Consider the following 22,275-nt stretch of genomic DNA (forward strand, 5'->3'; position numbering starts at 1 on the left):
CCTTTCACCTCGTACAGGCGGAATCCGGCCACCGTCCCGTGGGGTGGTGAGGGCGGTGCCGACGCACGAGTGTGGGGAGCCGGCCGTCGGGGCTGCCAGGCACCGGGCGAATGCCGAGGGGTTTCCCTATGCGGACTCCGCGCCCCCGATTGGACTGGACCAAATATGGGCAACGCTCTTGTCAGCGTGGCCGGATGTGTGCAGGATCCTTCACGCGATCTCCTGGTGTGTCAGGAAACCTGCACATGCGGGGAGTTGGGCGGATCGCGGCGAGCTCCTCATCACTGGACCCACTCACTGGACCCAAGGAGTCACATGTTCGGGAAGCGCAGTGTGATTGGTACCGCGGCCCTTGCCATGACCGCGGTCGGCGCGATGCTGACCGCGGCCCCCTCCGCCCAGGCGGCGCCGGCCAACTGCACGGTCTCCTACGGGGGCGGTGCCGGCAGCACGATCTCCAGCCTGTGCACGGGCGGCACCGGCCACCACCGCGTCCACGCGGTGCTCAACGCCCTGGACCCGCGCCTTCCGCAGCGGATCGTCCTCGGCGACTGGGCACCGGTCGGCCAGGCGTCCGTGGCCACCAACCCGTGGGGCTCGGGCTACATCCAGTCCGTCTGGACGGAGACCGTCGACTGGTGACCGTACGCACGACCTGGGGGCGGCTGCCGGTACGCAGCCGCCCCCGGGGGGTGTGTTCGGGGTGTTCCTACCGGTGGGAGAGCCCGCGGTCGACGGCCGTGATCAGCTCGCCGTCCTCGGTGTCACCGTCCAGCGACCAGAACATCGCGCCGCCCAGCCGGTGGTCGCGGATGTACGCGGTCTTGGTGCGCAGCACCTGGGGGTCGTCGTACGTCCACAGCGTGGTGCCGTCGAACAGCCAGGCGCTGCCGTCGCGGGTGTTGCGGTGGACCTTGTACGTACCGGATTCGGCCAGCTGCTTCAGGGCCTTGTAGTCCTCGTAGCCGGCCGCCCAGGTCGCCGGGGCGGGGCCCGCCGCCGGCTGGCCCAGACCGTCGCCGCCGCCGGTCACACCCGTCCAGCCCTGGCCGTAGAAGGGCATGCCCATCACCAGCTTGCGCGCCGGGGCGCCCCGCTTCAGCCAGTCCCGCACGGTCCGGTCGACGCTGTAGTCGCCCTTCGCGTACAGCGCGGACTGCTGGGCGGTCTTCGCCTCGCCGGAGACGTGGAAGTCGTAGCCCTGGAGGTTGACGAAGTCGAAGTCCCGCATGATGCGCGGCACGTCGAAGCCCGCGTCGATCTTCTCGGGGGACGCCGGGACGAACGCCGAGAGTTCGTAGTGCTTGGGCTTCGCGCCGTGGTGCCGGCCCCTCTGGGCCTTGGCCGCCTGCTTCGCGTACGCGTCGAGCTGGGTGCGGAACTCGTGGACCAGGGCGGTGAAGTTCCGCTTGTCCTCCGGGCGGTACACCGTGTCGGTGTCACCGGCGGATCCCGGCCATTCCCAGTCGATGTCGATGCCGTCGAAGAGACCGGCCGCCGCACCCTCGCCGCCGCGCGTCCCGTCCACCGGCAGGTTGCCCTTGATGTACAGGTCGATGCAGGAAGCCACGAGCGCCTTGCGGGAGGCGGCGGTGCGGGCCGCGTCGGAGAAGTGGGTGGACCAGCTCCAGCCGCCGAGCGAGATCATCACCTTGAGGCCCGGGTGCTCGGCCTTGAGCTCCCGCAACTGGTTGAAGTTGCCCGCGAGCGCCTGGTCGTCGGTGTCGGCGACCCCGTCCACGGAACCGGCGGCGTCGAGCGGACGGACGTAGTCCGCCCAGGCGTCGGCCTCGCCGGGGACATTGCCCGTGAAGCACTTGCCGTCCGCGCTCACGTTGCCGAACGAGTAGTTGACGTGGGTGAGTTTGGCCGCGGTGCCGCTCGTCTCCAGGTCCTTGACCTGGAAGTCGCGCCCGTAGACGCCCCATTGGGTGAAGTAGCCGACGCGCTTGTAGTCGGGCGCGGAGCCGTGGTGGCCGTGGCCGCCGCCGTGCTTGCCGTGTCCGGCCGAGGCGTTGGCGGCGGGGGAGAAGGAGGCCGCGAGCGTGAAGGCGCAGGCGGCGATGGCGAGTGAAGACAGTGTTCTTCGACGCATGACGCCAGAAGGTATTGGTCTGGACCAAACGCGGTCAAGGCTTTGGCAAAGGCGGTTTAAAGGCGTTCCGGCCGACCCGGGGCGGACTATGCGCAGGCCCGCTCAATGTCATCACTTCGAGTGAAACCGTGGCCTGCGCTTGCGGTACGGAACCCACGGTTGCGACGCTGTCGCAGTCCGTCAACCTCTTGGGGAGTGGCCTGTGGCTTTCGGTGAGCAGCCCGCCTATCTGCGCGTGGCGAGCGATCTGAGAGAGAAGATCGTCAACGGTTCGCTGCCGCCGCATACGCGCCTGCCCTCGCAGGCGCGCATCCGCGAGGAGTACGGAGTCTCGGACACCGTCGCGCTGGAGGCGCGCAAGGTCCTCATGGCCGAGGGCCTGGTCGAGGGCCGCTCCGGCTCCGGTACGTATGTGCGCGAGCGGCCGGTCCCCCGCATGATCGAGCGCTCCGGCTTCCGGCCCGAGGCGGGTGCCGGCCCGTTCCGCCAGGAGCAGGCGGCGGACGGCGTGCGCGGCACCTGGGAGTCGCGCAGCGAGCAGGAGGATTCGAGCGAGGAGATCGCCGCCCGGCTGGGGATCGAACCGGGCGACCGCGTGATGCGTACGCACTACGTGTTCCGGGAGGCGGGCGAGCCGGTGATGCTCTCCACCTCCTGGGAGCCCCTCGCGGTCACGGGGCGCACGCCGGTGATGCTGCCGGAGGAGGGCCCGCTGGGCGGCTGCGGGGTGGTCGAGCGGATGGCCGCGATCGACGTGGTCGTGGACAACGTGGCCGAGCAGGTCGGTGCGCGCCCGGGGCTGGCGGAGGAGCTCCTGGCGCTCGGCGGGGTGCCGGGCCATGTGGTGATGGTGATCGAGCGGACCTTCTACGCGTCGGGGCGGCCCGTCGAGACCGCCGACGTGGTGGTGCCCGCCGACCGCTACCGGGTCGGCTACCGGCTTCCGGTGAGGTGACCCGGGCCGGCCGGGCGCTCGTCCGAGGGGCAGGGCTCCGGTCCCGGCGGTGACGGAACCCCTGCGACGCCCTGGGGGCGCATTCACATGAATGCGCCCCCAGGGCGTTGGTCCGTTCCTGGCCGGATCGGTACCTCTTTGTGTAAAGGCGTATCCGTTGCGTGAAGGTCAGGCGTACGCTCGGGCATATGCGGACTGGAGTTTCCTGGAGTTCCTTAGAAGCGTGCACGTCGTTCAGGGGAGGGGCGCGATGCTCGGGAGAAACGCGATGAGCAGCGACAGCGGTGCGGTGCTTTCCTGGCTGGTGATACGGCAGGACGACAACGGCAACCGCTACCGCGTGGGCAGGTACGCCACGCAGGGCGAGGCCCAGCGGGCCGCCGACAAATTGCAGGACCGGGGACACAAGCAGCTGTACTGGGTGGAGCGTATCGAGCAGACCGCCCGGCCTTGAGGGGTGCGGCGCACGGGGCTAGTGCGCCGGTGCGCCATCGGAGTTGCTCGGGGGTGGGGATTTGCCGGGCGCCGGGGCGGGGGTCCGGGGGTGTCCCGGGTGCGCCGTGCGCCGGTACAGCGCGGCGACGGCGGCGCACTGCAGCGCCATCGAGAGCCCCATGGCCAGGCAGATGCCCGGCAGGCCCCACCCCGACAGGCCGTACGCGAGCGCGAGTTGGACGACGACCCCGCAGGCGGTGACGCGGGCGAGGATTGGGCTGCCACCGCTGCCCTCGAAGACGCCGCCCAGCGCGATGAAGCAGGCCAGCAGCAGTAGATACGGGCCCACGCAGCGCAGATAGAGCGCCCCGGCCCCGGCCACCGCCCCCTCGCTGCCGAACGCCCGCATGATCCAGGGCGCTGCGGTGAGCAGCGCTGCCGCGGCGGTCAGACCGAGCGCCGCGGCCACCAGCAGGGCCTGCCGCCCGATGGCCCGCCGTGCGTCGCACCCGGCGCCGAGCAGATGGGCGGTGCGGATGGAAGCGGCCTGGCGCACCGCGTAGAAGGCCATCGTCGCGACGTACATCGCCTTCGTCGCGATCCCGTAGGCGGCGACCTCGTCGACGCCGATGCGGGCGACGACCGCGACGAGCGCGAGTGCCCCCGCCATCCGTGCGACGAAATCGGCCGACATCGGCAGGCCCGTGGCGGCGGTCCTCCGCGCGTCGGCGGCCAGGCCGGGCCCGGGCTCCGCCGAGGCGGCCCGCCGCAGCACGCCGTTGCGGCGCAGCGCCACGAGACCGCAGACGAGCGCGGCCGTCCGGCCCAGCACGGTGGCGATCGCCGCGCCGCGCACCCCGAGCCCGAACCCCAGGACGAGCAGCGGGTCCAGACCCAGGATCAGCCCGTTCGCGAGGGCCGCGAGCTTCATCGGGGTACGGGTGTCGCCCGCGCCCTTCAGGATGCCGTCGACGACGTTGGTCGCGAAGAACACCGCGATGCCCGGCAGCGCGACCGCGAAGTAGCCGGTGGCCAGCGCGTGTGCGCCGCCGTCGCCGGCCCCGAGGACCAGCCGGGCCAGCGGGGCGCGGCAGAGGTAACCCCCCACGGCCACCACGGGGGTGACCACGGCCCACAGCGCCCAGCCGCCGCGTACCGCCGAGCGCAGCGCCGCCGGATCGCCCGCGCCGCTGGCCCGCGCGACGAGCACCGTCGTACCCGAGCCGGCCACCAGGATCACCCCGAGCAGCAGGTTCTCGACGTTGGTGGCGGCGGCCACCGCGGCGACCGCCGCTCCGCCGAGCCGCGCCACCCAGACCATGTTGATGATCCCGGCCGTGACCCCCGCGAGCAGCTCGAAGTAGACCGGATACGCGAGTGTCACCAGCGTGCGCCGGTGTTCCGCCGTCTCCATGGGCGCCCCCTCTTTCCGCTGTACCTCGAATCGAGGTACAGCGGAAAGAGATAACATGCGGGCGACGGGTGGGCAAGCAGGATGATGGACGCGGTAAGGAGCTCGGCGCGTGCTGGAACTGTCGATTCTGGGATTCCTCCACGAGGAGCCCCTGCACGGATACGAGCTGAAGGCCCGCATCCAGGCCCTCAGCGGCCACATCCGCCCGGTCAGCGACGGGGCGCTCTATCCGGCCATTTCCCGGCTGGTGAAGGCGGGCCTCGTCGATCAGCGCACCGAGCCCGGCACAGGGGCGGCCCCCCGCCGGGTCCTGTCTCTCACCGAGGCGGGGCGCGACGAGCTGTACGCCCGGCTCGGGCACCCCAAGGAGGCCGAAATCACCGACGCGCAGCGCTTCTTCACGCTGCTCGCGTTCCTCCACCACCTTCCGGACCGCGCCGGGCAGGCGGCCGTCCTGCGCCGGAGGCGGGCTTTCCTCGACGTCCCGGCGAGCTTCTTCTACCGGGAGGGCGAGCCGGTGCGGGCCGAGCAGGCGCCCGGACTCTTCCGGCAGGGCATGCTGCGCGTCGCCCGGGCCACCGGCACCGAGGAGAAGAAGTGGCTGGCCGAGGCGATCGGCGAACTGGAGGGCGGGACGGTGCCGGTACTGATCGACACGGTGGCGTGGGTGCGCATTGAGGGCGGCCGCATTCTGTGCGCGCGCCCGCGTGGCAAGGACGTCTTCTACATCCCGGGCGGCAAGCGGGAGGGCGCCGAGAGCGACCTCGAAACCCTTGTGCGCGAGATCGAGGAGGAGCTGACGGTCCGCATCGACCCGGAATCCGTCGCCCACGCGGGGACCTACGAGGCCGGCGGGCCCGGCCTCCCGGACGGCGCGGTGGTCCGGATGGCCTGCTACACCGCCGAGTTCACCGGTGAGCTGAGGGCCAGCAGCGAGATCGAGGACGTGGCGTGGTTCTCGTACGCCGACCGGGACCGGGTGCCGCCCGTCGACCAGCTGCTCTTCGACGACCTCAAGGCGTCGGGCGACCTGGCCTGACGCCCGGCCATGTCGTGGTGAGGCGCACGCCTTCGGGGCGGAGTGATCGTGGTGCGGCGCGCGGCGCCCGGTGTGTGCGCCCCCGCTTCCCGGGCACCCGTACGTGCGCACGGCCGTACACCCGTACGCCCCGCGTGTCGAGCCCGGCGGTATTTTGACCTGAATATCGGGTATGTGATGTTTAGTCCCCGCGCACAGGACGTCACCATTGCCGGCTCTTGGGAGTGATCGGCGTGACCGATACCGAAGGCGACCGCGCCGAGTGGAGCTTCCCGGCCGTCCCCGGTGCCGTGCGCACCGCCCGGCACGCCGTCCACGACGCGCTGCGCGACTGGGGGCTCGACTCGGCCGTCGGCGACGAGGCCGTTCTGCTGGTCAGCGAGCTGGTCACCAACTCCATGCGCTACACACCGGGCCCCATCGGGGTGCGGCTGCTGCGTTCCCACTCCGACGGCGACCACCCGTGCGCCGGCCCCGGACTGCTGGTGGAGGTCTCCGATCCGGTTCCGGATGCGCCCACCGAACGTACGGCGGGACCCGACGACGAGAGCGGCAGAGGACTCCAGCTCGTGGCCTGTGCGGCCCGCCGCTGGGGGACCAGGCGGGGAAAGAGCGGCAAGACGGTGTGGTTCGAGCTGGCTCTGCCTGGTTAGGAGTGAGGTGGGACGCACAGCGATCACCGGAGGTCGGGAAGAACCTGGCTGAAAGGGACTGAGACCGTGCTGTGATCGTGAACGCCGTGCCGGACGGGGCCGTAGTGCTGAATACTGCGGGCATGACCGGTCCGGTGTGTGAGCTGGAGGGGACGGTCGCGTGAGCGAAATACCTGGGACAGCGGGCGACGTCGTGTGGCAGAGCAGTCCGCCCGGCTCGATCTACGACTACATCAGAGTCGCCTCCTTCTCGATCGGGCCCGACGGGCTGATCGAGCAGTGGAGCCGCCGGGCCGCCGGTCTCTTCGGCGTGGCCGCGCACGAGGCGGTGGGTAAGGACCCGGTCGAGGCGTTCCTGCCCGGCGAGGTCCGGCGCGAGGGCCACCGCAGGGTCGGCGAGGTGCTCGACGGCAAGGAGTGGACGGGCCTCGTCCCCTTCCGGATACCCGGCGAGGACGGCACGCACGGGCTCGCCGAGATCTATGTGATGCCCAGTGAGACGGCCACCGGCGAGCGGGCCGCGGTCTGCATCGTCGTGGACGTCCGCGCCCTGCGCCGCATCGAGACGGATCTCGCCGCCTCACAGGCGATATTCGGCCAATCTCCCTTCGGCTTCGTCCTGTTCGGCACCGACCTCACCGTCGTCCGCGCCAACGAGCGCTTCGCCACCGTCTTCGGCGGCCGGGCCGACGACCACCGCGGCCGCACCGTCGACGACTACCTCACCGGCGCCGAGGCCGACCGCCTGACCGCCACCCTCGAACGGGTACTGGAGACGGGCAGCTCCGTCACCGACCTCCAGCTCGTCGGCACGGCCCCCGGCGACACCGAGCGGCGCCACTGGTCCATGAACCTCTACCGGGTGCACAGCGGATCGGGCCGCCCCATCGGCATCGCCGGCCTCGCCACCGACGTGACCCGACGCCACACCGCCGCCCGCGAGGCCGCCAGCGCCCGCCGCAACCTCGCCCTGCTCAACGAGGCGAGCGCCCGCATCGGCAACTCCCTGGACCTGGAGACCACCGCCCGAGAACTCCTCGACGTCGCCGTCCCGGTCTTCTGCGACCTGGCGTCCGTCGACCTCTACCAGGCCCTGCTCACCGGCGAGGAGGCGGCGCCCGGCAGCTGGAGCGCCCTGCCCCGGGAAGCCGGCGGCGGCTCCGCCGAACTGCGCCGCGTCGCCTTCGCCAGCGCCGTGTCCGACGCCCCGCCCCGCCCCGCCCCCGGCGCCTCTGACTCCGGCCCGCCGGGCGGGACCGCCGCACCCCCCGAGCTCGGCGCCGTCCACCGCTACCCCTTCGGCTCGCCCAGCGCCGTCGCGCTGCGCACCGGCCATGTGAAGGACGTGCCGGGCGACGACCGGGGCTTCGTGCAGTCCACGCTGGCCGTGCCGATGGTCGCCCACGACACCGTGGTCGGTCTCGTCCGCTTCTCCCGTACGAAGGGCAGCGAACCGTTCGACGACCGGGACCGGGCGCTGGCCACCGAGCTGGCCGCCCGCGCCGCCGTCTGCATCGACAACGCCCGCCTCTACCGCCGCGAGCACGAACGCGCCCTGATCCTCCAGCGCAGCCTGCTGCCCCCGGGCGACCCGGAGGCCGCCGGGCTCGACATCGCCTGCCGCTACCTCCCGGGCAACACCGCCAACGAGGTCGGCGGCGACTGGTTCGACGTGATCGAGCTGCCCGGCCACCGCACCGCCCTCGTCGTCGGCGACGTGATGGGACGCGGCCTGCGCGCCGCCGTGGCCATGGGCGAACTGCGCACCGCCGTGCGCACGCTGGCCCTGCTCGACCTGGAACCCGCCGAGGTGCTCTCCGCGCTCGACGAGATCGCCCGCGGCCTCGGCACCCCCGGCGCGGCCTCCGCTTCCGGCGGCGGGGGAGCCCAGTGGCCCGCCCGCGCCGCGCGCAAGTCCCGCGAGGCGGACCTCTCCGAGGTGTACCTCGCGACCTGCGTCTACGCGGTCTACGACCCGGTCACCCGGCGCTGCACCTTCGCCAACGCGGGCCATCTTCCGCCCGTCGTGGTCGAGCCGGGCGAGGCCGCGCTGCTCCTCGACGTACCGCCGGGCATGCCGCTCGGCGTCGGCGGCGAGCCCTTCGAAGAGGTCGAGGTCGAGCTGAAGGAGGGCGCCCTCCTCGCCCTCTACACCGACGGGCTCGTCGAATCGCGCGACCACCCGCTGGACGAGGGCCTGGCCGCGCTCCGCGACGCCCTCGTCGAACCGGCCCGGCCGCTGGAGGACGTCTGCGACCGGGTCCTCGGCTCGCTCCACACCCGGCACGGCGAGGACGACATCGCGCTGCTCATGGCCCGGATCCAGGGGCTGCCCACCGAGGCGGTCGGCGACTGGCGGCTGCCCCGCGAGCCCCGCTCGGTCGGCCGCGCCCGCGAACTGGCCCGCGACCAGCTGACCGCCTGGGGCCTGGACGACCTGGTGGACACCACCGAACTCCTGGTCAGCGAGCTGGTCACCAACGCCCTGCGCTACGGCGAGGGCGAGATCCGGCTCAGGCTGCTGCGCGACCGCACCCTGGTCTGTGAGGTCTGGGACGCCGGTCTCGTCCAGCCGCGGCGCCGGCGCGCCCGGGACACGGACGAGGGCGGCCGCGGCCTCCAGCTGGTCGGGCTGCTCAGTGCGGCCTGGGGGGCGAGGCGGACGCCGCGCGGCAAGACCGTCTGGTTCGAGCTGGCGCTGCCCGACGGCCGGCCGGCCGCCGAGCGCTCGGTGGAGGAACTGCTCAGCATGTTCTGAGCCGCCGGACACGCCCCGCGGCCCGGCTCACTTCGTCGTCTTCAGCGCGGCGAGCCGGGCCTCCACCTCGGCGCTGTCGCCCAGCGCGTCCAGCTGCTCGAACTGCGCGTCCAGCGAGGAGGCGGCCAGCTCCTGCTTGCCCAGGGCCCGCGCCTCCTCGCGCCGCACCTTGTCCTCGAACCGGCTCAGCTCGCTGGTCGGGTCCAGGACGTCGATGCTCTTCACCGAGTCCATCATCTGGTTCTGCGCCTGCGCCGACTTGGCGCGCGCCACCAGCTCGTCCCGCTTGGCCTTCAGCTCCGACAGCTTGGCCTTCATCTGGTCCAGGCCCGCCTTGAGCTTGTCGACCACCTCGGTCTGCGCGGCGATGGCCGGCTCGGCGGTCCTGGCCTCCTTCTCCGACTGGAGCTGGCGGCCGAGCGCGACCTTGGCCAGGTTGTCGAACTTGTCGGCCTCGGGGCCCGAACCGCCCGCCCGCAGCTCATCGGCCTTGCGGCTGGCGGCGAGCGCCTTGCCGCCCCACTCACGTGCCGCCCCCACGTCCTCCACGTGGTCCTGCTCCATCAGACGCAGATTGCCGATGGTGGCGGCCACCGCCTGCTCGGCCTCCGAAATGTTGGCCGTGTAGTCGCGGATCAGCTGGTCCAGCATCTTCTGCGGGTCCTCGGCCTGGTCGAGCAGGGCGTTGATGTTGGCCTTCGCCAGCTGGGTGACGCGTCCGAGAACGGTCTGCTTGCTCATGGCACCTCTCCTGGATGGGGTTGTGCTGTTTGTGGGCGATACGTCAGAACCGGCCGCCACCGCCGCGGCGGCCCCGCGTGCCTCCGCCGCCGAAGCTGCCGGGCCCGCCGCCCCCGCCGAAGCCGCCGCCCCCGAACCCGCCGCCGCCCCGGCCGCCGCCCCCGCCCAGCAGGCCGCCGAGGATGATGCCGCCGAGGACCGCGCCGCCCATGCCCCCGCCGCCCCCGCCCGCCATGCCGCCGGGGCCGCCCCGCCCCCCGTAGCCGTACCCGCGCACGTCCTGCTCGGCCAGCGCGCGCGCCTCGCCGGCCAGGGCGTCCGCCCGGTGCGCCTCGGTCAGCGCGGCCTGCGCGTCGCCGGTGCCCGCCAGTGCGGCGGCCCGCTCCAGGCGGCGCTGCGCCTCGGCCAGCCGGGTCCGGGCCTGGCTGCCCACCGCGCCCCGGTTCGTGGTGACGAAGTCGGCCGCGGCGGCGACGGACGAGCGCGCGGTGAGCATCGCCCCGTCGAGCAGTGAGCGGGCCCGTGCGTCGCCCTGTTCCCGCTCGCGCGCACCGGCCAGCGCCTCGTCGAGGGCCGCGTCCGCCTCCTCCACCCGGCGCAGCGCGTCGATCGGGTCGTACCGGCCGGCGCCCTGCTCCGCGCGCACGTCGCCGGCCACCGACCGGGCGCGGGCGATCCGGCCGCGCAGGTCGGCGGTGGACGCGCCCTGTGCGGTGCCTTCGAGCAGCCCGCCCGCGTCCGCGAGGTCCGTCTCCATCTCGGTGAGCGCGGCCGGCAGCTGGTCCGCCGCCTCGTCGAGTTCCCGGGCGCGCCGCTCCACGCCGTCGACGAGGGTGCCCGCCTGGCCGATCGCGCCCTCGGCGGCCCGCACGTAGACGGCTGCCGCCGCGTGGTCGCCGCCGTCCACCGCCTGGCGGGCCCGGTTGAGCGAGGAGGTGGCGAAGACCAGCCGGTCCTTGGCCTGTTCGGCGTCACCGGCGACGGGGGCCGACGCCTGCTCCGCGTACCGCTCGCGCATCGAGGCGAGCGCGGACTCGGCGACCGGGACGCGGCCGGTCAGCTCGCGGAACGCGGTCTCGGCGGCGGCCAGGGCCTGCGGCGCCTCGCGCTCCAGCTCGCGCAGCCGGTCGAAGTCCTCGGAGACCGCGTCGAGCCGGCCGTCCGCGTCCGCGCAGCGGCCGATGATCTCGTCCAGCATCCGCCGGCGGGTCGCGTCGTCCTCCGGGAAGGCGTCGTCGAGCTGCTGGCGCAGCCGGAACGCGGCCGTGAGCTCGCCCTTGGCGTACGTCACCGCCTCGGCGAACGGCGCTGCGGCCTCCTCCCCGAACTGGGCGGTGGCGAAGCCCAGTTCCTCCTCGCTGGTGCGGACCGCGTCGTCGGTGGCGACGAGCGTCTCCTTGGCCCGGGCGTCGAGCTCCGGCAGCGGGGTGGGCGGCGGCGCTGCCCCGCCCCAGCCGGTCGCGCCGGGTGTCGTACGGGTGGTGGCGCGCCGCTTGCGCCGCAGGAACGCGTACGCGGCGACGGCCGCCACCGCGCAGAGCAGGACGAGCGGCAGCAGGAGGTCCCCGGTGCTCGTGCCGCCGGAGCCGGAGCCGGAGCCGGGGTCGGAGGCGCCCGGGGTGATCGCCGGGGTGGGGACGGGCTCGCCGGCCAGGACGGCGGTGTAGCCGTCGGCGGCACCGATCGCCGCGCCCGCCCAGTCGTTCTCCTTCAGCGCCGGTTCGATCGCGGTGCTCGCCACGTCCCGGAGCTGGGCGTCGGTGAGCGGGGCGTCCTGGTCGACGGAGTAGGCGTACTGCCGGGCGTGGGTGGCGACGGCCAGCAGGACGTCGTCGCGCCCGAGACCGTTGCGGTCGGCCGTCTCGTCGGCCCAGTCCTGCGGGGAGCGCCCGGAGAAGTCGCGTACGTACGCCACGAAGAGCTGGAGCCGGTGCTCGTCGTAGAGCCGGTCGAGGGCCGCGACCACCTGGGGCCCGCGGTCGCCGAGGGCGCCCACCTTGTCGGTGATCTGCCCGTCTCCGGACAGCGTGACCGGGTCGTCGGCGCGGGCTGCGGGCGCGGGGGCCAGGGCCAGCCAGCACGCCGTCAACAGCACGGCGAGCAGGGCCCGGCCCGGTATGAGGATCCGGGTTCGACTCACGGGCGGCGTCACGTTTGCGAGGCTATGTCCCGCTTCGGGAGGCCGCGACACGAGGCGCTGCGCGGCGGTGGCCGCCCCTGCCTTTGGTGGCCGCCGGAGAACGACAGGTTTCCTTGCAAGTCCGCCTGTCGTTCTCGTACGGTGAATGCATGACGCAAGTATCTGGGGCGGCCCCCGGCCCCACGGCCGAGGAGGTGGCGGACCAGCTGGCCTCCGTGGTCGGCCGGCTGCTGCGGCGGCTGCGCTCCTCCTCGTCGGAGTCGCTGCTGACCCCGACCCAGCGCTCGGTGCTCGCCCGGCTCGACGACGGGGGCGCCGCGACCACCGCGGACCTGGCGCGCGCCGAGTTCGTACGCCCCCAGTCCATGCGGCTGACCCTGGGCGCGCTGGAGGGGCAGGGGCTCGTCGGGCGGGCACCGGACCCGGCCGACGGGCGCAAGTCCGTCATGTCGATCACGGACACCGGGCGCACCGCCCTCGCCGAGGTCAGGGCCGCCAAGCGGAACTGGCTCGCCGAGGCCGTCGGCGCCGAACTCGACGGTCACGAGCGGCGCACGGTCGCCGAGGCCGTCGCCCTCATCGAACGCCTGGTCGGTTCCTGACCGCTCGCGCCGCACCCGCGCCGGGGGCCGGCGCCCACCTCGCCACCCATTGCCTCAAGCGCCCAGTACCCCAAGCACCGCCCCCCAAGGAGAGCACCACCATGACCGCCACCGTCCTCGACCCGAACACCGCGCTGATCGTCGTCGACCTCCAGAAGGGCATCACCGCCCTGCCCACCGTCCACCCCTCGGCCGACGTCATCGCGAACGCCGCGACCCTCGCCGACGCCTTCCGGGCCAAGGGCCTCCCGGTCGTCCTCGTCCGCGTCACCGGCGGCGCCCCCGGCCGCAACGAGGGTCCGGCCCGGTCCGGGAAGCCCGCCGCCGACTGGGCGGAGATCGTGTCCGAGATGGGCCCGCGCGAGGGCGACATCGTCGTCACCAAGCAGCAGTGGGGCGCCTTCTACGGCACCGACCTCGACCTCCAGCTGCGCCGCCGGGGCGTCACCCAGGTCGTGGTGGCCGGCATCGCGACCAGCATCGGGGTCGAATCCACCGCCCGCTCGGCGCACGAGCACGGCTACCACGTCACCCTCGCCACGGACGCCATGACCGACATGAGCGGCGAGGCCCACGACAACAGCGTGCGGCGGATCTTCCCGCGCCTCGGCGAGACCGGCACGACCGACGAGATCGTCAAGCTGCTGGGCTGAGCGGATCCCGACGACAAGGAGCGCCGTAGCCCGCCGGGCTGCGGCGCTCCGCCACGTGGGTGAGCTTCCGGGGCGCCGCGCCGTGTCGGCGCCGCCTTCCCGCGCGAGGGCGTTTTCAGTAGTGGGGCGGAATCAGTGTGATCAACTGCAAATTCCACCAAAACACATGCAATCCGGCCCATTCCGGTGCGGGCCGGGCCGTCCCCGGAGGTTTCAGCCATGTCCCACGTCGGCGTCCCGCGCGGGACGGCCCGAAAGCGCCGCCTGCCCGCCCTCCTCACCGCAGGCGTCCTCACCCTCCCCGCCCTGGCCGGATGCAGCTCGGACGGGGACGAGACGGCGGCCGTCGCCGTCGTGCCGCAGGACGTGGCGCGTGCCGCGCGGGCCCAGGTCGCCGACGGCGGCAAGGTCACCTGGGCGATCGACGCGCTGCCCGCCACGCTCAACGCCTTCCAGGCGGACGCCGACAGCGCCACCACCCGGATCACCGGAGCTCTGCTGCCGACGCTCTTCCCGCTGGACGACAAGGGCCGGCCGCAGCTCAACCCGGACTACCTGGAATCCGCGAAGGTCACCGAGACCGAGCCCCGCCAGGTCGTCGTCTACCGCCTCAACCAGCAGGCCGTCTGGAGCGACGGCCGCGAGATCGGGGCCCCGGACTTCGTCGCCCAGTGGCGGGCGCTGAGCGGCAAGGACTCCGCGTTCTGGACCGCCCGCAACGCCGGCTACGAACGCATCGAGAAGATCGAGCGCGGCTCCGACGACCTGGAGGTCAAGGTCACCTTCGCCAAGCCGTACGCGGACTGGCGCTCGCTGTTCTCCCCGCTGTACCCGAAGCAGGTGACGGGCTCCCCGGACGCCTTCAACGACGGCGCGCGCACCACCGTCAAGGAGACGGCCGGGCCGTTCCGGCTGCGCGAGGTGGACAAGAAGACCGGGTCCGTCACGCTGACCCGCAACCCCCGCTGGTGGGGCAGCCCCGCCAAGCTGGACTCGCTGGTCTTCAAGGCCGTCAAGCCCGAGGACCGCACCGACGCGCTGGCCGAGGGCACGGTCGACGTGGCCGACGTCGACTCCACCACCGCCCACCGCATCGCCCAGGCCGCCCGCGAGGGCGCCGCCGGCGCACCCGGCGCCCACGGCCCCGGCGCCGCGCTCACCCCGGCCCAGGCCCTGCGTTCCTGGGCGGTGGCGCACGGGACCGACGAGGAGGCGGCCGAGGAGGAGCAGGCGGTCCGGGACGACAAGGCCGAGGCGGCCGAGGCGTACGCCACCGAGCAGAGCGGGCTGCGCGCCTACACGGTCCGCAAGGCGCTGGAACCCGCCTACACCCAGCTCGCGCTGAACGGCGAGACCGGGCCGCTCGCCGACGACCGGGTGCGCCGGGCCGTCGCCCGCGCCCTGGACCGCCAGGAGCTCGCCGACACCGTACTGAAGCCGCTCGGCCTGCCCGCGCAGCCGCTCGGCAGCCACCTGGCCGTCGCCGGGCAGCCCGCGTACAAGGACAGCAGCGAGGCGCTCGGCAAGCAGGACACCGAGAAGGCCCAGGCACTGCTGGCCGACGCCGGCTGGACGCGCGAGGGCGCCCTCGCGCGGAACGACGGCACCAAGGCCGGCAGCGAGGGCGAGAAGAAGAAGGACGCGGACACGAAGGCCGAGGAGAAGAAGGGGGGCGCCGGGAAGGAGTCCGAGGGCGACGACGGCAAGGCGAACCGCGCCGCCGGCGAGCCCTCCGCCGCCGACGGCCTATACGTCGTCGGCGACGACAAGCCCGGTGACGGCGCCACCCGGGTCCTCGCCCCCGCCCCCGTCGCCGCGGCCCAGAGCGACGCCCTGCTGCGCCAGGCCGGCCGCCTCGGCGCCACGGGCGTCTCCGAGGACGCCCGGGACGTCCGGGCCCAGGACCGGCAGCCAGGGGGAGCCGCCGGAGCCTACGCCCCGGCCGGCACCGCGGCCCCGGCCGAGGGCGCCGACGCGGCCCGCGGTCCGCTCGGCAAGAACGGCAAGCCGCTGAGCCTGCGCTTCGTCCTGCCGTCCGGGCCCGGCTCGGCCGGCCTGCGCAGCGTGGGCGAGAAGATCGCCGCGATGCTCGACACGATCGGCATCCGCACGGTGATCACCAAGGTCTCCGACGACAGCTACTTCCGCGACCACGTGGCCTCCGGCGACTACGACATGGCCCTGTACTCCTGGCCCGCCTCCGCCTACCCGGCCACCGACGACCGCCCGATCTACGCCAAGCCGGTCCCGGCGACCGACGGCTCCCTGCTCGTCGAGCAGAACTACACCCGCGTCGGCTCGGACCACATCGACCAGCTCTTCGACCAGGCGGTCTCGGAGCTGGACGAGAAGGCCGCCCAGGACCTCATGCGGCAGGCGGACGCCCGTATCTGGGCCGCCGCAGGATCGATTCCCCTCTTCCAGCGCCCCCAGCTCGTCGCCACCGCCAGGACCCTCGTGAACGTCGGCGCCTTCGGCTTCGGCGTCCCGCACTACCAGGACATCGGCTACAAGACCCCGCAGGCGGCGGGCACCCCGGCCCACCCGAAGAGGTAGCGGGCATCGGCCCTCGGAGTCAGCCCCGAGCCCGCCGCCGAGCACGAGGCCGTCAAGCTCTCTGCGGCCGCTGGAAACCGCCCGGGAAGCCGCAGTCGCGGGCGGCCCGTACCATGGGGGCTAGCCGTGGCGCGTCCGCCCGGCGGGCGTACGAGGACTCAAGACCGACTAAGACGCCTGAATCCCCGATCCGAGAGAAGCGCAAGCCACCCATGCCCACGCGCCACGACATCCGTAACGTAGCCATCGTCGCCCACGTCGACCACGGCAAGACCACGCTGGTCGACGCCATGCTCAAGCAGGCCGGCTCCTTCGCCGCGCACGCTGCCGAGTCCCTCGACGAACGCATGATGGACTCGAACGACCTGGAGCGTGAGAAGGGCATCACGATCCTGGCCAAGAACACGGCCGTGAAGTACCACCCCAAGGATGGCGGCGACGTCATCACGATCAACATCATCGACACCCCCGGCCACGCCGACTTCGGTGGTGAGGTCGAGCGCGGCCTGTCGATGGTGGACGCGGTCGTGCTGCTGGTCGACGCCTCCGAGGGCCCGCTGCCGCAGACCCGCTTCGTGCTCCGCAAAGCACTGACGGCGAAGCTGCCCGTCATCCTCTGCATCAACAAGACGGACCGTCCGGACTCCCGGATCGCCGAGGTCATCGACGAGACGTACGACCTCTTCCTGGACCTGGACGCCGACGAGGAGCAGATCGAGTTCCCGATCGTCTACGCCTGCGCCCGTGACGGTGTCGCCTCGCTGACCAAGCCGGAGGACGGCACGGTCCCGCAGGACAGCTCCAGCCTCGAGCCGTTCTTCAGCACCATCCTCTCCACGGTCCCGGCCCCGGAGTACGACGACGACGCCCCGCTCCAGGCGCACGTCACCAACCTGGACGCCGACAACTTCCTCGGCCGTATCGCGCTCTGCCGCGTCGAGCAGGGCGAGCTGCGCAAGGGCCAGACGGTCACCTGGATCAAGCGTGACGGCACGCAGTCCAACGTCCGGATCACCGAGCTCCTGATGACCGAGGCGCTCACCCGCAAGCCGGCCGAGAAGGCGGGCCCGGGCGACATCTGCGCCATCGCCGGTATCCCGGACATCATGATCGGCGAGACCCTGGCCGACACCGAGAACCCGATCGCGCTGCCGCTGATCACGGTCGACGAGCCGGCCATCTCGATGACCATCGGCGCCAACACCTCGCCGCTCGTCGGCAAGGGCGGTAAGGGCCACAAGGTCACCGCGCGCCAGATCAAGGACCGCCTCGACCGCGAGCTGATCGGTAACGTCTCGCTGCGCGTCCTGGACACCGAGCGCCCGGACGCCTGGGAGGTCCAGGGCCGTGGTGAGCTCGCGCTCGCCATCCTCGTCGAGCAGATGCGCCGTGAGGGCTTCGAGCTGACCGTCGGCAAGCCGGAGGTCGTCACCAAGCAGATCGACGGCAAGACGCACGAGCCGATCGAGCGCATGACGATCGACTCGCCGGAGGAGCACCTCGGCGCCATCACGCAGCTCATGGCGACCCGCAAGGGCCGCATGGAGACGATGACGAACCACGGTTCGGGATGGGTCCGCATGGAGTGGATCGTTCCGTCCCGCGGCCTCATCGGCTTCCGTACGGAGTTCCTGACCCAGACCCGCGGCACGGGCATCGCGCACTCGATCTTCGAGGGCCACGAGCCGTGGTTCGGCGAGCTGCGCACCCGTCACAACGGCTCGCTGGTCGCGGACCGCGCGGGCACCGTGACGCCGTTCGCGATGGTCAACCTCCAGGAGCGCGGTGTCATCTTCACCGAGGCCGGCACCGAGGTCTACGAGGGCATGATCATCGGCGAGAACTCGCGCGCCGACGACATGGACGTGAACATCACCAAGGAGAAGAAGCTCACCAACATGCGCGCGGCCTCCGCCGACACCACGGAGAACGTGGTGCCGGCCCGCAAGCTGTCGCTGGAGCAGTCCCTGGAGTTCTGCCGCGACGACGAGTGCATCGAGGTCACCCCGGAGACCGTCCGCATCCGCAAGGTCGTCCTGGACCAGAAGGAGCGCGGCCGCTCCGCCTCGCGCGCCAAGCACGGCTGAGCCGTATCCGGTAGGCCGTTTTCGGCCGACGATCCGTCAGTACCCAGGCATTGCCGAAGCCCAGGGCCCTCACAGACACTGTGGGGGCCCTGGGCCTTGGTCAAGCGTTTTTCCGGCCGCTCGTCCAGCATGTGAGATGAAAACGTCCGGTTATCGGAGGTTGCTCTCCGAAACATGTGTTAACAGTCCGTTTCGGGAGTGTCTGTCTGGGATCACTTTGTCCGGATTTTGGTCCGCGCGAGTGACGGATGTTGTCAAAACGAGACCCTATAAGTGTGGTTTAAGGCCCAGACGTACTTAATAGTTGGCTCCGTTGAGCTCGGGTCAATGGGTCACGCACCGTGGGGAGTGCGCCGACTCACGAGCACACTAAGGGCACTGAAACGATCACCGTCAGGGGTGTCGGTGTATCAACCCAGTGCCCTTCTTGTAGTCAAAAGTGGACTCATGAGGAGGAAACCCATGCGTGGTGCCAAGAGCGCCAAGTGGGTCGCGGGAGCGGCCATCATCGCCCTGGCTGCGACTGCCTGTGGCGGCGGCGACGACGATGCCGACAAGGGCAGCAAGAACAGCGCCAAGGGTGCTGTGAACCCGGACGGCATCTTCTCCGTCGAGGTCGGTGAGCCGCAGAACCCGCTGCAGCCGGCCAACACGATGGAGTCGAACGGCAGCATCGTCACCGACGCGGTCTTCTCGCAGCTGGTCGACTACGACGCCTCCGGCAAGCTTGAGATGATCAACGCCGAGTCCGTGGAGACCAAGGACTCCAAGCTCTGGACGGTCAAGCTCAAGAAGGACTGGAAGTTCCACGACGGCACCCCCGTCACGGCCGAGTCCTACATCAAGGCCTGGAACTGGGCCGCCAACATCAAGAACGACCAGACCAACGCGTCCTGGTTCGGCGACATCAAGGGCTACGCGGACGTCCACCCGGAGGACGCGAAGGCCAAGCCGAAGTCGGACGTCATGTCCGGTCTGAAGAAGGTGGACGACTACACGTTCACCATCGAGCTCAACGCCCCGCTGCCGTACTTCTCGTACAAGCTCGGCTACACGGTCTTCTCCCCGCTGCCCGAGTCCTTCTACGCCGACCCGAAGGCCGCCGGTGAGAAGCCGGTCGGCAACGGCGCGTACAAGTTCGTCAGCTGGGACCACAAGAAGCAGATCAAGGTCGTCCGCAACGACGACTACAAGGGTGCCGACAAGGCGAAGAACGGTGGTGTGATCTTCAAGAACTACACCACCCTCGAAACCGCCTACGAGGACCTGAAGTCCGGCAACGTCGACGTGCTGCGCCAGATCGGCCCGAAGGACCTCCCGGTCTACCGGTCCGACCTCGGTGACCGCGCCGTGGACAAGGCGTACTCCGCCATCCAGACGATCGCCGTCGCCTTCTACACCGACCAGTGGAAGGACATCGACCCGAAGGTCCTCCAGGGCCTGTCGATGGGCATCGACCGCGACACGATCACCAAGACCGTGCTGCAGGGCACCCGCGAGCCGGCCACCGGCTGGGTCGCCAAGGGCGTGCTCGGCTACCAGCCGAACGCCTCGGGCGACGTCACCAAGTACGACCCGGCGAAGGCCAAGAAGCTCATCAAGGACGGCGGCGGCGTCCCGGGCAACAAGATCTCGATCCAGTTCAACGCCGACGGCGGCCACAAGGAATGGGTCGAGGCGGTCTGCAACAGCATCACGCAGTCGACCGGCGTCAAGTGCACCGGTGACTCGAAGGCCGACTTCCAGGCCGACACCAACGCGCGTGACGACAAGCAGGTCAAGTCCCTGTACCGCTCCGGCTGGGTGCTCGACTACCCGGTGAACGCCAACTTCATCTCGGACCTGTTCCGTACCGGCGCCGCGGGCAACCAGGGCGACTTCTCGGACAAGGGCCTGGACGCGGAGATCAAGAAGGCCGACTCCGCCGCTTCGCTCGACGAGTCCGTCGCCGCGTACCAGAAGATCGAGAAGGAGCTGGTGAACTTCATGCCCTCCATCCCGCTCTGGTACTACAAGGTCAACGCCGGCTACTCGGAGAAGGTCCAGAACGTCGACTACGCCCAGGACGGCGACCCGATCCTGACGCAGATCGAAGTCAAGAAGTAACCACACCGACGTAGTCCGCGCGCACGCGCGGGACCGCAACAGAAGGACGGTCCCGCGCCTGCCGCACGCAGTGGCCGGGGGGCCCTTCCACGCAACCGACCCACCCACAGGGGCAGTCGGAGCGGGGGAGGGCCCGTCGGCTGCCGCCGCCTATTACATGGAGGCATGATGGGGCGCTATGTCGCACGACGACTGCTCCAGATGATCCCGGTCTTCCTCGGGACAACGCTGCTGATCTTCCTGATGGTCTACACGCTGCCCGGCGACCCCGTGCGCGGGCTCTTCGGGGACAAGGGTGCCGACCCGGCCACGCTGGAAGCGATGCGGCACAAGCTCGGACTGGACCAGCCGATTCTGGTGCAGTACTGGGACTACATGAAGGGCATGATCCTTCACTTCGACTTCGGCGACCAGATAGCCAGCGGGCGCCCCGTCACCGACGTGCTCGGCGACGCCTTCCCGGTGACGCTGCGTCTGGCGGGCATGGCGTTCGTCATCGAGATCATCCTCGGCATCGGCCTGGGCATGGTCGCGGGTCTGCGCGCCGGCCGGCTGGCCGACAACGTGGTCCTGATCCTGACGCTGCTGATCATCTCGATCCCGGTCTTCGTGCTGGCGCACATCGTGAAGTCGGTCTTCGCCGACCAGATGGGGATCATCGAGCCCAACGTCTCCAACGCGGCGACCTGGAGCGAACTGCTGACGCCGGCCATCGTGCTCGGTTCGCTCTCCCTCGCGTACGTGGCCCGGCTGACCCGTACGACGATGGCGGAGAACCTGCGGTCCGACTACATGCGTACGGCCGTCGCCAAGGGACTTCCCAAGCGCCGCATCATCGGTGTGCACCTCATGCGCAACTCGATGATCCCCGTCATCACCTTCCTCGGCACCGACCTGGGCGCCCTGATGGGCGGTGCGGTCGTCACCGAGTCCGTCTTCAACGTCAAGGGCATCGGCGGCACCATCGTCGAGTCGATCACCCGGCGTGAAGGCACCACCCTGGTAGGCCTCGTCACCATCCTGGTGCTCGTCTACCTGTTCATGACCCTGATCGTCGACCTGCTGTACGCGGTCCTGGACCCGAGGATCCGTTATGCCTGACGTGACCAAGACCGCACCCGCGCCCGAGGACATCCACGGCCCCGTCACGGACCCGACCTCCGTCGTGAAGGCCGCAAAGGCGCGCAGCCTGTGGGGCGACGCCTGGGCCGACCTGCGTCGCAACCCGTACTTCCTGGTGTCGTCCGTCCTGATCGTCATCCTCCTGGTGATAGCCGTCTTCCCCGGCCTGTTCACCGGGGCCTCGGCGACCCACGCGGACCTCGGGAAGCACTTCCTGAAGAAGCCCGAGCTGGGCAAGATCGGCTCCGAGGGCTGGCTCGGCTACGACGGGCAGGGCCGCAGCGTCTACGCCCGCGTCATCTACGGCACCCGCGCCTCGATCACCGTCGGCGTCTGCGTCACCGCGCTGGTGACCCTCTTCGGCGGGCTGATCGGCATGCTGTCCGGCTTCTTCGGCGGCTGGGTGGACGCGGTCCTCTCCGGCTTCACCAACATCTTCCTGGGACTGCCCTTCCTGCTCGGCGCGATGGTCGTGCTCCAGTCCTTCAGCGAGCGCAAGGTGTGGGTCGTCGTCCTCGCCCTGGCGTTCCTCGGCTGGACGCAGATCGCCCGTGTCATGCGTGGTGCGGTGATCACCGCGAAGCAGGCCGACTACGTACAGGCGGCCCGGGCGCTCGGCGCGAGCACCACCCGGATCATGTTCCGGCACATCCTGCCGAACGTGATGGCGCCGGTGATCGTCGTCGCCACCATCTCGCTGGGTGTGTACATCTCGGCCGAGGCGACCCTGTCGTACCTGGGCCTCGGTCTCGCCAGCCCGACCATCTCGTGGGGCATCGACATCTCGACCGGTTCGAACCAGATCCGGGTGGCACAGCACATCCTGATCTACCCGTCGATCATGCTCAGCATCACCGTTCTGGCGTTCATCATGCTCGGCGAAGCCGTCCGCAACGCCCTCGATCCGAAGTCGCGATAG

17 protein-coding genes and 1 pseudogene are annotated in these 22,275 nt (G+C 71.2%); 14 read left to right on the top strand and 4 right to left on the bottom strand.

Going from position 1 to position 22,275, the window contains the following annotated elements:
• Nucleotides 1-333 precede the first annotated feature (333 nt).
• The gene (locus tag OG242_RS21445; protein WP_405899703.1) at nt 334-642 is read left to right on the top strand and encodes a hypothetical protein; all 309 of its coding nucleotides are present in this window, start codon (nt 334-336) and stop codon (nt 640-642) included.
• Nucleotides 643-709: 67 nt separating this feature from the next.
• On the opposite strand, the gene OG242_RS21450 is transcribed toward OG242_RS21445, so the two are convergent.
• Nucleotides 710-2,095 carry a glycoside hydrolase family 18 protein gene (locus OG242_RS21450; protein ID WP_405899704.1) on the bottom strand — a complete coding sequence of 462 codons (1,386 nt, stop codon included), beginning with the start codon at nt 2,093-2,095 and terminating at the stop codon, nt 710-712.
• A 202-nt stretch (nt 2,096-2,297) separates the two neighbouring features.
• Between OG242_RS21450 and OG242_RS21455 the strand changes: the two genes are divergently transcribed.
• A complete protein-coding gene (locus tag OG242_RS21455; protein ID WP_405899705.1) occupies nt 2,298-3,050 on the top strand; it encodes a GntR family transcriptional regulator in 753 nt (250 codons plus the stop codon).
• 268 nt (nt 3,051-3,318) lie between these two features.
• Nucleotides 3,319-3,504, top strand: coding sequence for an SPOR domain-containing protein (locus tag OG242_RS21460; protein WP_018518989.1), 186 nt, complete (start codon nt 3,319-3,321; stop codon nt 3,502-3,504).
• 18 nt (nt 3,505-3,522) lie between these two features.
• On the opposite strand, the gene OG242_RS21465 is transcribed toward OG242_RS21460, so the two are convergent.
• Nucleotides 3,523-4,899: an MATE family efflux transporter gene (locus tag OG242_RS21465; RefSeq protein ID WP_405899706.1), complete on the bottom strand. Its 1,377-nt coding sequence runs from the start codon at nt 4,897-4,899 to the stop codon at nt 3,523-3,525.
• A gap of 109 nt (nt 4,900-5,008) precedes the next feature.
• On the opposite strand from OG242_RS21465, the pseudogene OG242_RS21470 reads away from it, so the two are divergent.
• From OG242_RS21470 to OG242_RS21485, 4 genes and pseudogenes are all read left to right on the top strand, one after another.
• Nucleotides 5,009-5,530 (top strand): annotated as a pseudogene (locus OG242_RS21470) (PadR family transcriptional regulator); the annotation flags it as partial.
• Between the two features lie 6 nt (nt 5,531-5,536).
• A complete protein-coding gene (locus OG242_RS21475) occupies nt 5,537-5,938 on the top strand; it encodes an NUDIX domain-containing protein (RefSeq protein WP_405901684.1) in 402 nt (133 codons plus the stop codon).
• 224 nt (nt 5,939-6,162) lie between these two features.
• Nucleotides 6,163-6,591: an ATP-binding protein gene (locus tag OG242_RS21480; protein ID WP_405901685.1), complete on the top strand. Its 429-nt coding sequence runs from the start codon at nt 6,163-6,165 to the stop codon at nt 6,589-6,591.
• Between the two features lie 193 nt (nt 6,592-6,784).
• On the top strand, nt 6,785-9,349 hold the full coding sequence (locus OG242_RS21485) for a SpoIIE family protein phosphatase (RefSeq protein WP_405901686.1): 2,565 nt from the start codon (nt 6,785-6,787) through the stop codon (nt 9,347-9,349).
• Between the two features lie 27 nt (nt 9,350-9,376).
• Here the strand turns inward: OG242_RS21485 and OG242_RS21490 are convergent, their stop codons facing one another.
• Nucleotides 9,377-10,090, bottom strand: a complete 714-nt coding sequence (locus tag OG242_RS21490) for a PspA/IM30 family protein (protein ID WP_405899707.1) — start codon at nt 10,088-10,090, stop codon at nt 9,377-9,379.
• Between the two features lie 43 nt (nt 10,091-10,133).
• A complete protein-coding gene (locus tag OG242_RS21495; RefSeq protein ID WP_405899708.1) occupies nt 10,134-12,230 on the bottom strand; it encodes a TPM domain-containing protein in 2,097 nt (698 codons plus the stop codon).
• Between the two features lie 149 nt (nt 12,231-12,379).
• On the opposite strand from OG242_RS21495, the gene OG242_RS21500 reads away from it, so the two are divergent.
• From OG242_RS21500 to OG242_RS21530, 7 genes are all read left to right on the top strand, one after another.
• Nucleotides 12,380-12,832 carry a MarR family winged helix-turn-helix transcriptional regulator gene (locus tag OG242_RS21500; protein WP_405899709.1) on the top strand — a complete coding sequence of 151 codons (453 nt, stop codon included), beginning with the start codon at nt 12,380-12,382 and terminating at the stop codon, nt 12,830-12,832.
• A 101-nt stretch (nt 12,833-12,933) separates the two neighbouring features.
• Nucleotides 12,934-13,485, top strand: a complete 552-nt coding sequence (locus OG242_RS21505; protein WP_405899710.1) for an isochorismatase family protein — start codon at nt 12,934-12,936, stop codon at nt 13,483-13,485.
• A gap of 219 nt (nt 13,486-13,704) precedes the next feature.
• Nucleotides 13,705-16,041 (top strand): ABC transporter family substrate-binding protein, encoded by a 2,337-nt coding sequence (locus OG242_RS21510; RefSeq protein ID WP_405899711.1) that lies wholly within the window; start codon nt 13,705-13,707, stop codon nt 16,039-16,041.
• Nucleotides 16,042-16,253: 212 nt separating this feature from the next.
• Nucleotides 16,254-18,128: a translational GTPase TypA gene (gene typA / locus OG242_RS21515; RefSeq protein WP_405899712.1), complete on the top strand. Its 1,875-nt coding sequence runs from the start codon at nt 16,254-16,256 to the stop codon at nt 18,126-18,128.
• A 462-nt stretch (nt 18,129-18,590) separates the two neighbouring features.
• Complete coding sequence (locus tag OG242_RS21520) at nt 18,591-20,234, top strand: ABC transporter substrate-binding protein (RefSeq protein ID WP_405899713.1); 1,644 nt, start codon at nt 18,591-18,593, stop codon at nt 20,232-20,234.
• Nucleotides 20,235-20,402: 168 nt separating this feature from the next.
• On the top strand, nt 20,403-21,335 hold the full coding sequence (locus OG242_RS21525) for an ABC transporter permease (RefSeq protein ID WP_405901687.1): 933 nt from the start codon (nt 20,403-20,405) through the stop codon (nt 21,333-21,335).
• Nucleotides 21,328-22,275, top strand: a complete 948-nt coding sequence (locus OG242_RS21530; protein ID WP_405899714.1) for an ABC transporter permease — start codon at nt 21,328-21,330, stop codon at nt 22,273-22,275. The genes OG242_RS21525 and OG242_RS21530 overlap by 8 nt, the downstream gene beginning before the upstream one ends.

The sequence above is a fragment of the Streptomyces sp. NBC_00727 genome (genome assembly GCF_045161745.1).
Lineage (GTDB): Bacteria > Actinomycetota > Actinomycetes > Streptomycetales > Streptomycetaceae > Streptomyces.

Excerpts from the sequence above, each read along its gene's own strand:
- OG242_RS21450 (WP_405899704.1), bottom strand. The coding sequence starts at position 2,095 with ATGCGTCGAAGAACACTGTCTTCACTCGCCATCGCCGCCTGCGCCTTC.
- OG242_RS21460 (WP_018518989.1), top strand. The coding sequence starts at position 3,319 with ATGAGCAGCGACAGCGGTGCGGTGCTTTCCTGGCTGGTGATACGGCAG.
- OG242_RS21465 (WP_405899706.1), bottom strand. The coding sequence starts at position 4,899 with ATGGAGACGGCGGAACACCGGCGCACGCTGGTGACACTCGCGTATCCG.
- OG242_RS21490 (WP_405899707.1), bottom strand. The coding sequence starts at position 10,090 with ATGAGCAAGCAGACCGTTCTCGGACGCGTCACCCAGCTGGCGAAGGCC.
- OG242_RS21500 (WP_405899709.1), top strand. The coding sequence starts at position 12,380 with ATGACGCAAGTATCTGGGGCGGCCCCCGGCCCCACGGCCGAGGAGGTG.
- OG242_RS21505 (WP_405899710.1), top strand. The coding sequence starts at position 12,934 with ATGACCGCCACCGTCCTCGACCCGAACACCGCGCTGATCGTCGTCGAC.
- OG242_RS21510 (WP_405899711.1), top strand. The coding sequence starts at position 13,705 with ATGTCCCACGTCGGCGTCCCGCGCGGGACGGCCCGAAAGCGCCGCCTG.
- typA (WP_405899712.1), top strand. The coding sequence starts at position 16,254 with ATGCCCACGCGCCACGACATCCGTAACGTAGCCATCGTCGCCCACGTC.
- OG242_RS21520 (WP_405899713.1), top strand. The coding sequence starts at position 18,591 with ATGCGTGGTGCCAAGAGCGCCAAGTGGGTCGCGGGAGCGGCCATCATC.
- OG242_RS21525 (WP_405901687.1), top strand. The coding sequence starts at position 20,403 with ATGGGGCGCTATGTCGCACGACGACTGCTCCAGATGATCCCGGTCTTC.
- OG242_RS21530 (WP_405899714.1), top strand. The coding sequence starts at position 21,328 with ATGCCTGACGTGACCAAGACCGCACCCGCGCCCGAGGACATCCACGGC.